This is a genomic window from Paenibacillus gyeongsangnamensis, from assembly GCF_027533625.1.
Lineage (GTDB): Bacteria > Bacillota > Bacilli > Paenibacillales > NBRC-103111 > Paenibacillus_G > Paenibacillus_G gyeongsangnamensis.
The window spans coordinates 232,403-243,884 of sequence record NZ_JAQAGZ010000012.1 but is presented as its reverse complement, the minus strand read 5'-3'; the positions used below and the strand labels follow the sequence as shown (position 1 = coordinate 243,884).

The window sequence follows — 11,482 nt, the reverse complement described above, 5'->3', positions numbered from 1 at the left end:
GCTACCGTTTCCGGTAGTTATCCCGGTCTTACAGGCAGGTTGCCTACGTGTTACTCACCCGTCCGCCGCTAACCCCGAAGGGTCCGCTCGACTTGCATGTATTAGGCACGCCGCCAGCGTTCGTCCTGAGCCAGGATCAAACTCTCCAATAAAGGTAAAACTTTATCGAACAGAGCTGATTAAGCTCAAATCTTAATGCTGACGAGAATTTTCATCCTCTTAATTGCACTCACTCGTTGTTCAGTTTTCAAAGAGCAATTTGTCATTTGTTGTCGCCCGTTTCAGCGGCGACTTGAATAATATATCATAATCCGCTAGCGGATTGCAACCCTTTTATTAAGATAATTAAAAGGTATTTTCTTACAGTGCCTAGACAATGATCCACAGTTTAAGCGCAGCCAGCATCATGAGGCCCGGAATGCCAAGCACGCTTACGGTTCCTACGGTGACGGCATTGAGCGGCAATTCCAAGCGGGTATACGGACTGAACAAATTGAGCAGGTATAACAAAAAAATGCCTATCGCCACATGCAGACATACGTAACCGAACGACTGAAAGATGTGCGGATTGCGGGCAAGCACCAGCGTTAATAAGATGACCGATAAGATCAATATGCCCCACAGCACGTATGACGTCATCACGCGCCCTCGACCTCCCGCTCCCGGCCCGCACAAACTTCCGCTTTCGTAATTTTGGCGTTCTTGGCTTGTTTAATGAGCATCTCGAAACGCTTTTCGGCGGCCTCCATGGCAAATACGGCATAATCGATTTGTTCTTTCTCCACGACGTAGTCCAGCCGCTTCTGCGCGATGGTCCATTCCATATGCGCCTTTTGAATCTCCCGTACTAAATCAACCTGATCCTGACGAATATCAGCTCTTGGTTTCTTTCCTCTCGTCCGCCATTTCTCCAGCCATCGCATCATCCCGCGCCCTCCTCCTCTTCAGGGGAGTTGTCCCCTTCTCTAATACATATAGGGGGCGGCACCGGCTTAGAACTCCAGCATGCCAAAAAAAAGAAGCCTGTCGGCTTCTCATCTTCGTGCTATAACTCTCTGCGCCCTTCCAGCGCTTTGGTCAATGTCACTTCATCCGCATACTCCAAATCCCCGCCGACCGGCAGCCCGTGCGCTATCCGCGTCACCTTCAGCCCGAAGGGCCGGACAAGACGGGACAAATACATCGCCGTAGCCTCGCCCTCGATATTCGGATTTGTTGCGAGAATCAGCTCCTGCACCTGCTCGTCGCTGAGCCGTTTCAGCAGGTCGGCGATACGGATTTCATCCGGTCCGATGCCTTCCATCGGCGAGATGGCTCCATGCAGAACATGGTAATACCCGTTGAATTCCTTGGTGCGTTCCATCGCAACCAGATCCTTGGGCTCTTGGACGACGCAAATAATGGAAGCGTCCCTGCTTTTGTCCTGACAGATTCGGCACGGATCGGTATCCGTTATATTGCAGCAGACGGAACAGTAGTGAAGATTGCGTTTGACATTCACAAGCGCCTTGGCAAAATCCATCACATCGTCTTCCTTCATCCGAAGCACGTGAAAAGCAAGGCGCCCCGCCGTCTTCGGCCCGATGCCGGGAAGGCGGGAGAACGAGTCGATCAGTTTGGCTAACGGTTCCGGGTAGAACACTAGGCTTAGCTCCTTACTCCATTGAAATCCGATCGGTTAGAACAAGCCAGGGATGTTCATGCCGCCGGTCAGCTTGGACATTTCTTTGCCGGCCATTTCTTCCGCTTTGGTCATGGCATCGTTGATTGCCGTAAGGACGAGGTCCTGCAGCATTTCCACATCGTCCGGGTCTACCGCTTCCGGTTTAATGACAACGGCGGTCACTTTTTTCTGCCCGTTGACAGTTACACTGACTACGCCGCCCCCAGCTGTACCCTCAACCGTCTTGTTGCCGAGCTCCTCCTGGGTCTTGAGCATTTGCTCCTGCATCTTCTTTACTTGCTTCATCATTTGGTTCATGTTGTTCATGGTCATGTCCTCCTCGGATCGTCTAAATTATGAAACTAATCTTCTTTAATCTTCACCAAGTCTTCTCCAAAAAGCTGAATGGCTTCATCGATCCATTCTTCCTTCTTCGGGGCACCCGGCTCTTCCTCCGCAACGAGCTGAAGCTCCTCCTTGGACTCGGCGGGCTTCGCCTGTTCGGAAGCCGCCTTCCAATCGGCGAGCATCATCGTAACCAGCGCGCACGGCTGTCCCAGCGTTTCGGACATGACATTCTGAATGAGCTCTTTGTTCGCCGGCTTCTCCGTCGTCTGGCGATGAATGTCGTTCTTGAACGCTACGAGCACATTCCCATCCATGAACGATACCGGCTCCCCGTCGACGAGCCAGGCGTGGATCGTAATCTTCTGCTCCTTAACTCTGGTGAGCACCTGCCCCCAAAGACCGAGCACCTTTTGAAAAGCAGGATCATCCTTCGCCCGCAGATAGGCATCCAGCTTTTCGATTCGTCTTCGCGGCGCCGACGGAGGCGGCGCGCTCCGTTGAACGGGCGCCGCGGCGCCTCCTCCGGCCGGGGCCGCCCCCTGCTTCATAAGCTGGGCCAGTTGTTCTTCCAGCTTCTGAATCCGGCCCATGAGCTGATCAACCAGTCCTCCCGAGGCGGCCGGGCCGGAGGACGGAACAGCGGGCGCCGCCGCCCTCGGAGCAGCCGGAGCTCCCGCCGCTTGGCTGGTCAGCTTCATCAGAGCGACTTCAAGCAGCGTCTGGGGCTGGACCGAGTATTTCATCTCGGTCTGATAATAGTTCAGCGTATCGATCATCGCTATCAATGCTTCGCTTGAGAAGCGTCCGGCCACTGCCTCGAATCTTTTTATATCCAGTATACGCTCCGTAACCGCCTGCGATCCCGGCACCATCTTGACCATCAGCAAATCGCGGAAATAATAAATGAGGCTTTCCATGCATTTATCCGCGCTCTTGCCTTCCTGCATAAAGCCTTCGATTCTCTGGAGCACGCCTCCTACATCGCCTTCCTGAACGGCGTGAACCAATTGCTCGAATTGATCGGAGGCCATCCCTCCGGTAATGGAGAGCACGTCTTCATAAGTAACCTTCTGGCCGGAAAAGGCGATGATCTGGTCCAAGAGACTAAGCGCATCCCGCATCCCTCCGTCCGAGAGCCGGGCGATAAAGGCAAGCGCATCGTCGTCTCCGTCGATCCCTTCCTCCTTGCAGACCTCGCGCAGACGCTCAACCTGCTCCTCCAGCGCAACCCTTCGGAAGTCAAACCGCTGGCAGCGTGATATGATCGTCGCCGGCAGGCGGTGTGGCTCCGTCGTTGCCAATATAAACATCACATGGGCCGGCGGCTCTTCCAGCGTCTTCAGCAGCGCATTGAACGCCTCCGTGGTCAGCATGTGCACCTCGTCGATAATGTACACCTTCTGCCGGACCTCGGTGGGCGCATACTTCACCTTGTCCCGGATATCGCGAATCTCTTCTACACCCCGGTTCGAGGCGGCATCGATCTCGACCACGTCCATGACCGCGCCTTCGGTTATCCGGAGGCAGGCATCGCACTGATTGCAAGGCTCCACCCCGGGGCCGTTCTGGCAGTTGACGGCTTTGGCTAAAATTTTGGCCGCGCTCGTCTTCCCTGTTCCCCTCGGACCGCAGAACAAGTAAGCGTGGCTGTAACGCCCTTCGCGCAGCGAGTTTTGCAACGTTTGGACAATATGCTTCTGTCCGACCATATCCCGGAAGGATTGCGGCCGCCAAGTACGGTATAAGGCGATATGTGCCATCTTGCCCTCTCCAAACATCGTTTATCCTGTTTATTATACTATACTTGGCGGCAGGATTGAAGACACAGCCGGATGGTCTACTGGAACGGGATACTGACCGTAAACGTTGTGCCGAACCCTTTGGATGACACCCGAATGTACCCTCCGATATCGTGAATGATGCGCTGGCAAACCGATAACCCAAGTCCCGTACCTTCGGATTTCGTGGTAAAGAACGGATCGAAGATTTTGTCGATGACATAAACCGGAATACCCGGGCCATTATCATGGATATCAATACTCACCAGCCGTTCCTCGATGTCAACCCGTTCGCTTATCGTCAAATAACCCCCGTCTGTCATGGCTTCGATCCCATTCTTGCTGATATTCAGAAATACTTGCTTGAGCAGCTCCTTGTCCGCAACCACCCGCGGCAGCCCGTATAATGCTTCATATTGAACCACAACGCCATGCAGAATGGCTTCATTATTTATGATCGGTAAAATTTCACGAATGACCCGGGGTACGTCTACCTCATCGTAGCTTACGTTCTTGGGCTTGCTTAGCAGCAGGAATTCGTTGACAAGCTCGTTAATTCGCCGGATTTCCGTGAGCATGACATCGGTGTAGCCGGTTTCCTTCTCCATGCCCTGGTCTTCGAAGGTTTTGCGAAGAACCTGAAGGAAGCCCTTAATGGAGGTGAGCGGATTCCGGATCTCGTGGGCCGTTCCGGCGGCGATTTGTCCGATCATCGCAAGACGGTCGCTTCGCTGGACTTGTTCCTCCAGCGAACGAAGATTGGTCACATCCTTGAATAAGAGGTAAGCCCCGACAATTTCTCCTTCCTCATCGCGCAGAACATTGGAATCCAGCAGCAGCTCGAAACGCTCGTGATGCTTCATCCATGACACGGCATGGTTCCGTACTACCATCCCGTCCAGGATTTGCCTTCGAACCAGCCGATGCTCCTCGGGCAGGTCCGCAAAAATGTATTCCATACTCCGGTGCAGCACCTGTTCGCGTTTCAAGCCAAGCACGCGGCATGCCATCTCGCTGATATCCACCAGCTCAAAGTCCGTGTTCATGAGGAGAACTCCCAAATTGGCATCCCTCAAGAAAGAACCGGCAAAACGTTGAAGCAAAGTCAATTCATGCCGCACCGTATCTCCACCCCTTTATTTATCTGCCAAACGGCTTCCCCGGTAAACATTAGTATACAATTCTCCTAATATTTTCATTTTCCTCCTGAAACGCAAAAAAACACAGTTTCTCCCGGAGCTTAAGTCCTAGAGGCACTGTGTTGTGTTATTTATGTATAAACCGTGCGCCTATATTGATAGGGCGATCCAAGCGGAATTCTTATCGTCGGCTCAAGTTAGGCAACCCTCCGGCACATGGAACATCCTGCTTACGGCTGCTTCCTTCCGGACCTGACCGGGTTCACAGGCATCCATTGCGGAGGACCCGACTCTCAACACCAACTTTAAGACCCAAACCTTACATCGCCATACCGCTCATAGGTGTTCAACCCCGCTACAGCGGATTGCGGGTTACAGGGCACCGCTACCTCCCCGTCTAGCACGGCAAAATTAAGTATAGACGAAACCGGAGCAAGTTGCAACCTGAGGGGTTTATTTAGCAGAAACGGTAACGACCATCCGGTACCGGGGCATGGCCTGAGTCAGAGCCGCTTTCGCTTCCTCTTGAATCCGTCCGGCCTCCTCTGCGGACGTGCCCGTCGGAACGTACAGCCTGACCCGGGCCGTCGGACCGTTTAATGTAACCGAGGTTTGGGTTACCCTAGGGAACCGGTCGCGGACAGTCGTCTCAATCACCCGCACATCATCCTGATACGTCCGATAAGTCGCCGAGAGCGGCATATTCGGATTCACTTCCGTAATGCCGAGCGTTCCGTCCTGGGAATGCTGCGCCCTCTCATGGTGCGTATCCGACGTGCCGCAGCCGACAGGGCCTGCTGCAAGTGCAGCGAAGCCGAGCAATAATAGCATGAATCTGAACATAAAAAACACCTCCTGGGAAACCTAAGCTTTAACCTTAGGATGACCACAGGAGGCGCGCTTATGCCGTCATCTGCATGACAACAATTACATGCCATATTTCTTTTTGAATTTATCAACGCGACCGCCGGCATCAAGGAACTTCTGCTTGCCCGTGAAGAACGGGTGACAGTTGGAACAAATCTCGACACGGAGATTTTGTTTGATCGAGCCGGTTTCAAACGTGTTACCGCAAGCGCAAGTAACCGTCGTTTGATGATATGTCGGATGGATAGCTTCTTTCATTGCTTTCACCTCTCTTGCCCTGAAACACCATGTGAATCAGAGTTAATAACACACATGATGGGATTATAGCACGTTCGTCCTTATCGTTGCAAGCTGTTTTTCATGCGGTCCTGAAGCTCGCCGGGAACATGCGTGTAAGAGCCAAGCACGACGCCGGGAAGCTCTTCGCGAAAAATTTCCAGCATTTGCTTCATGCCGTACCTCTCCCCCCTGGCCGGAGGAATCAGCGAAAGATAGCTTTCAGGATCAATATTCAGGTTGCGCAGCTGAATCAGCTTCAGATCCGTTCGCCGGACGAACTCGATCATGGCTTCCATCTCTTCCTCCCGGTCGGTTACGCCCGGAAAGATCAGATAGTTGATGGAAGTGAACACGCCCTTATCCGCGGCGTAGCGGAGGGATTTCTCCACATTCTTCAGTGTATAGCCCCGCGGCTTGTAATAAGCGTTGTAATGGTCATCCAAGGCGCTGATCGTACTGACCCGCATCAGATCCAGGCCGGCGTCGACGATGCCGCGGATATGATCGGTCAGTCCCGCATTCGTATTGATGTTGATGTACCCCATCGATGTTTGCCTGCGAACGGTGCGAATGGCCTCAATGATGGTAGCCGCTTGTGTGGAAGGCTCGCCTTCACAGCCTTGTCCGAAGCTGATGATGCTCTCCGGCGTCTTCAGATGCTCCAGCATGACATCCACGACTTCCTGAACGGTCGGTCGGAAGTTCATCCGCGTCTGCGGGGCGGGGAAGCCGCTGTCCTCCGGCTGCTCGGAAATACAGCCGAAGCAGCCGGCATTGCAGGAGAACGATACCGGTACTGCACCCTCCCATCGGTCCAAGAACGTATTGGAGGCGGTCAAGCATTCATACTCCAATGCGCAGTTGGACAAGTGCTGATACAGCCTATTCTCGCTGTAACGCTGAAGCAGCTCCTGCACGCGCACCTCCAGCTCGTCCGCGTCGCAGTTGCGCGGATTCCAGCGTTCCGGATCGTCGCAGGCTTCCGCGGCCACATAGAAGCCGCCGTCTTTCCATACGACAGCCGTGTACCCGAACAGCGGCAGCACCTTCGTCTTGTCCGCCTTCGCGTAGCCGGGAATCAGAAGCCTCGTAAACCCTTGAGGCAGCAGCGCCCCAACGGCCGTAACGTCACCGGGGATGGCCCGCATCTCCCCTGTAGCCCGGTCGATTCCGATAGGACGGGTATCGGGCAAGCTCACGAGCGTAGCTCCTTGCGGAAGCGGAATCAGCTCTTCCTCCAAAATCTCGGTCACGAGCTCGCCGTTCCTTCCGAGACCTATATAATCCGGATGGTCGTACACTTGACCGTCCAAGCCGGCGTATACCAGATTCATGATGTTAAACCTCCTAGGAGACGGAATGCTTCACGCGACGCGAAGCGCCGCCGCCGGGCTGCGAACCGCCGCTGCCCGAGGTGTCCAGACTCTCCAGAAATTCTTGATTCGTTTTGGTATCGGCCAGTTTCTTGATAAATGCTTCGACATATTCATGGGAATCGTTCATGCTCTTACGGATAGCCCATACCTTATCCAACTCTTCCTTCGTAAGAAGCATCTCCTCGCGTCTCGTACCGGAGCGGCGGATATCGATGGAAGGGAAAATACGGCGTTCCGCAAGCTTCCGGTCCAGATGAAGCTCCAGGTTGCCCGTACCTTTAAATTCCTCGTAAATGACATCGTCCATCCGGGAGCCTGTCTCGATCAGCGCGGTTGCGAGAATCGTAAGGCTGCCGCCCTCCTCAATGTTCCGGGCCGCCCCGAAGAAACGCTTCGGCCGATGGAACGCTCCCGGATCGATACCGCCCGATAAGGTGCGGCCGGTCGGCGGCACAACCAGGTTGTATGCGCGGGCCAGGCGAGTGATGCTGTCGAGCAGAATCACGACATCCTTCTTATGCTCCACAAGTCTTTGGGCGCGTTCCAGAACGAGCTCCGCCACTTTGATATGGTTCTCCGGCAGTTCATCGAAGGTCGACGCGATGACCTCGCCTTTGACCGAGCGCTGCATATCCGTAACTTCCTCCGGCCGTTCGTCAATGAGCAGCACGAACAGCTCGACATCCGGATGGTTGGAGGAAATGCTGTTGGCGATTTCTTTCAGAAGCAGCGTCTTGCCGGCTTTGGGCGGCGCCACGATCAGACCGCGCTGTCCGAAGCCGACGGGAGCAAGAAGATCCATTAAACGAGTGGAATAGTGAGTAGGGGATGTTTCCAGGCCCAATTTTCTCTGCGGATAAAGTGGGGTGAGCGCTGCAAAATGAAGCCGCTCTGCCGCCGTTTCGGGGTTTTCCCCATTCACGGCCTCTACATGCAGTAATCCGAAGTAACGCTCGTTTTCTTTAGGAGGGCGGCACTTGCCGGATACGATATCGCCGGACCGCAGATCGAATCTGCGAATTTGCGAAGCGGAGATGTAAATATCCTCCGAGCTCGGCAAATAGTTGATCGGTCTCAGGAAGCCGAAGCCCTCTTGAAGAATGTCGAGCACGCCTTCCATAAACATAAGACCGCTTTGCTCCGCTTGAGCGCGTAGAATGGCAAAGATAAGTTCCTTTTTCTTCATCTGGCCGTAATAAGGAATCTGATGCTTCTTGGCCAGCTTGTACAGATCCGTTAATTTTTGCGCTTCCAGTTGCGCAAGATTGATATCCATATTCTCAACCACCAAACTATTAAATTTTCAAGGCCTGCGGTCTTCCATCTAGCATTACCCAAAAAACGGTCACTCTATACCGCTTAATCATTCTCTCGCCAAACTTCCGCCCCTAAATTCGATAGATTGGTCACGAGATTATCGTAGCCTCTGTCGATATATTCGACGCCGGTAACTTCCGTAACGCCTTCTTCTACGGTCAGTCCGGCAATGACGAGAGAGGCACCCGCGCGCAGGTCGGTCGCCTTGACCTTGGCCGCGCTCAGCTTGGACCCTTCGATAATCGCCGAACGGCTCTCCAATCGGATATTGGCTCCCATACGGGTAAGCTCCGGCACATGCTTGAACCGGTTGCTGTATACAAAATCGGATAGAATGCTCACGCCCTTGGCCTGCGTCAGCAGACTGCTCATCGGGGATTGCAGGTCCGTGGCAAAGCCGGGATAAACCAGTGCTTTGACATCCACACTCTCGTATTCCGGCTGTCCTACCACACGGATGGATTCGTCCATTTCATAGATATGTACGCCCATTTCCTGCAGCTTGGCCGTAACCGCCTCCAGATGCTTCGGGATGACATTATCCACGACCACATCGCCTCTTGTGGCAGCCGCCGCGATCATGTACGTGCCCGCCTGAATGCGGTCCGGTATAATGGAGTGCCTGCAGCCGTGCAACGCATCCATGCCTTCGATTCGGATCGTTTCCGTTCCGGCGCCCTTGATTCTTGCGCCCATGGAATTCAATAAAGTAGCAACATCTATAATTTCAGGCTCTTTTGCCGCATTTTCGATGATAGTGACGCCCTTGGCCCTTGAAGCCGCAAGCATAATGTTAATTGTAGCGCCGACGCTGACGACGTCGAGATAAATTTTTGCCCCGCGAAGTTCCTTTGCTTTGATATGCAGGGCGCCGTTCTCGTTCGTTACCTGAGCCCCCAGTGCTTCAAATCCTTTGATATGCTGATCGATTGGCCGCGGTTCAAAATTGCAGCCGCCCGGCATTCCGATCGTTGCTTCTCCAAACCGCCCCAGCAGCGCACCCATCAAATAATAAGACGCCCGAAGCTTTTTTACATTCCCGTTTGGCATCGGTTTGGAACGCAGCCCGCTGACGTCGATCGACATCCGGTCCCCGCTCCATTCTACCGTAGAACCAAGTTCTTCCAACAACTCCGTATAAATCGCGACATCGCTCAAGGCCGGCAAATTATCGAGCGTTACCGCCGTCTCCGACAAAATAGCAGCCGGAATCAACGCGATAGCACTGTTCTTCGCCCCGCTGATTTGTACCGTTCCCCGCAGCGGACGCCCCCCGGCGATCATCAATTTCTCCATGCTTCGTTTTTCCTCCCAAAATACCACTTTAACCGTTACCAGTCAAACGCAATCAGCACACCAGGATAAACGGCTACGCCGTCCTTGTCTTATAAGGGCGAGCGCGTTTACCAAGGTTGATGCGAAGCTATAAGTTACGACAACTTATAAATTCTATCAACTAAAAATCCTGACTTAGAATGAACAAAAAAGAGACAAAAGAGAAGGGAGGAAACACACCGCCGGAGCGGTGCATTTCCCTATACAATCGATTAGGCTTGGTTGGAGCTTCCGAACAGCAGAATTTTCGACTTCACCACGTCAACCATGGCTTTGCGGGCAGGAGTGAGGTATTTACGAGGATCGTACACTTTCGCGTCTTTGTTCAAAACTTCACGGATGGTTTGCGTACATGCCACTTGATTCTCGGTGTTCACGTTGATTTTGCCTACGCCCGCTGCGATGGACTTGCGAATCATTTCGTCCGGAACGCCGGATCCGCCGTGCAGTACAACCGGTACCGGAATCGCTTTGGATACCTGCTCGATGATGTCGAAATGAATGTTCGGCTCGCCTGCGTACATGCCGTGCGCCGTACCTACGGCGATCGCCAGGCAGTCCACGCCGGTTTCTTCGTAGAAACGGATGGCTTCTTCCGGCTTCGCCAGGTTAGCATGCTCTTCGTCAACGCTGATGTCGTCTTCCACGCCGCCGATAGTGCCAAGCTCGCCTTCAACGGATACACCCATTGCATGAGCCGCTTTAACCACTTCTTTAGTCAAACGAATGTTTTCCTCAAAGGAGTAGTGGGAGCCGTCGAACATAACGGAGCTGAAGCCCGCACGGATACATTTCATCGCAACTTCAAAGCTGCTTCCATGGTCCAGGTGCAATGCGATAGGAAGCCCGGATTTCTTGGCTGCCGCTTCGGCGATCGCTACCGTGTACTCCATGCCCATGTACTTCAATGCGCCTTCGGAAACGCCGAAGATGAACGGGGATTTTAATTCTTCCGCCGCTTCCGTAATGGCTTGGGCGAATTCCAGGTTGTTCATGTTGAATTGTCCGACTGCAAACTTGTTCGCTTTTGCCTTAGGCAAAAACTCATTCATAGAAACGAGTGGCATGTATTTCTCTCCTCCTAGTGTGAATAGACCTTGCCTGGATGCGATAGGCCGTTCAAAATGTCATACTTGCCTATTATAGCATAGATATTTTCAAACGTTAACCCCACGAGAAACGCATACGGAACCGGCGCTCCGCAAGGGTTTCTGCGTTTCTCAAGGTTGATGCGAAGCACATAAGTTTCATAACTTATGCAAAATGATCAATCCACGAGAGACGGCTACACAGCCCTTAAGAGTCAAGGGTTCGTGCGTTTCTCAAGGTTGATGCGAAGCGCATAAGTTCTCATAACTTATAGCTAGACCGGGAGAAACG

Annotated in this window: 12 protein-coding genes, 1 rRNA gene and 1 other RNA gene; all 14 read right to left on the bottom strand. The window is 53.3% G+C overall.

All coding sequences use genetic code 11. The features are described from left to right. Window positions 1-152, bottom strand: a 16S ribosomal RNA gene (locus tag O9H85_RS19700); the annotation flags it as partial. A 217-nt stretch (window positions 153-369) separates the two neighbouring features. Next, window positions 370-639: a pro-sigmaK processing inhibitor BofA family protein gene (locus tag O9H85_RS19695; RefSeq protein WP_269883134.1), complete on the bottom strand. Its 270-nt coding sequence runs from the start codon at window positions 637-639 to the stop codon at window positions 370-372. Beyond that, the gene (locus tag O9H85_RS19690) at window positions 639-926 is read right to left on the bottom strand and encodes a DUF2508 family protein (RefSeq protein WP_269883121.1); all 288 of its coding nucleotides are present in this window, start codon (window positions 924-926) and stop codon (window positions 639-641) included. Before O9H85_RS19690 ends, O9H85_RS19695 begins: the two co-directional genes overlap by 1 nt. Window positions 927-1,045: 119 nt before the next feature. Next, complete coding sequence (gene recR, locus O9H85_RS19685; protein WP_269883120.1) at window positions 1,046-1,642, bottom strand: recombination mediator RecR; 597 nt, start codon at window positions 1,640-1,642, stop codon at window positions 1,046-1,048. Between the two features lie 36 nt (window positions 1,643-1,678). Next, window positions 1,679-1,990 carry a YbaB/EbfC family nucleoid-associated protein gene (locus O9H85_RS19680; RefSeq protein WP_269883119.1) on the bottom strand — a complete coding sequence of 104 codons (312 nt, stop codon included), beginning with the start codon at window positions 1,988-1,990 and terminating at the stop codon, window positions 1,679-1,681. Window positions 1,991-2,025: 35 nt separating this feature from the next. Next, window positions 2,026-3,771, bottom strand: coding sequence for a DNA polymerase III subunit gamma/tau (gene dnaX / locus O9H85_RS19675; RefSeq protein ID WP_269883118.1), 1,746 nt, complete (start codon window positions 3,769-3,771; stop codon window positions 2,026-2,028). 77 nt (window positions 3,772-3,848) lie between these two features. Continuing rightward, window positions 3,849-4,910: an ATP-binding protein gene (locus tag O9H85_RS19670; RefSeq protein ID WP_269883117.1), complete on the bottom strand. Its 1,062-nt coding sequence runs from the start codon at window positions 4,908-4,910 to the stop codon at window positions 3,849-3,851. A 160-nt stretch (window positions 4,911-5,070) separates the two neighbouring features. Next, window positions 5,071-5,334, bottom strand: an RNA gene (gene ffs / locus O9H85_RS19665) — signal recognition particle sRNA large type. A gap of 47 nt (window positions 5,335-5,381) precedes the next feature. Further along, window positions 5,382-5,771, bottom strand: a complete 390-nt coding sequence (locus O9H85_RS19660) for a hypothetical protein (RefSeq protein ID WP_269883116.1) — start codon at window positions 5,769-5,771, stop codon at window positions 5,382-5,384. 84 nt (window positions 5,772-5,855) lie between these two features. Beyond that, window positions 5,856-6,053 carry a 50S ribosomal protein L31 gene (rpmE, locus tag O9H85_RS19655; protein ID WP_269883115.1) on the bottom strand — a complete coding sequence of 66 codons (198 nt, stop codon included), beginning with the start codon at window positions 6,051-6,053 and terminating at the stop codon, window positions 5,856-5,858. 80 nt (window positions 6,054-6,133) lie between these two features. Next, window positions 6,134-7,408 carry a radical SAM protein gene (locus tag O9H85_RS19650; protein ID WP_269883114.1) on the bottom strand — a complete coding sequence of 425 codons (1,275 nt, stop codon included), beginning with the start codon at window positions 7,406-7,408 and terminating at the stop codon, window positions 6,134-6,136. Between the two features lie 13 nt (window positions 7,409-7,421). After that, a complete protein-coding gene (rho, locus tag O9H85_RS19645) occupies window positions 7,422-8,726 on the bottom strand; it encodes a transcription termination factor Rho (RefSeq protein WP_269883113.1) in 1,305 nt (434 codons plus the stop codon). 83 nt (window positions 8,727-8,809) lie between these two features. Then, entirely contained in the window at window positions 8,810-10,063 is a 1,254-nt protein-coding gene (locus O9H85_RS19640) for a UDP-N-acetylglucosamine 1-carboxyvinyltransferase (protein WP_269883112.1), read from the bottom strand. Window positions 10,064-10,314: 251 nt separating this feature from the next. Then, complete coding sequence (gene fba / locus O9H85_RS19635) at window positions 10,315-11,169, bottom strand: class II fructose-1,6-bisphosphate aldolase (protein WP_269883111.1); 855 nt, start codon at window positions 11,167-11,169, stop codon at window positions 10,315-10,317. Window positions 11,170-11,482: the final 313 nt, after the last annotated feature.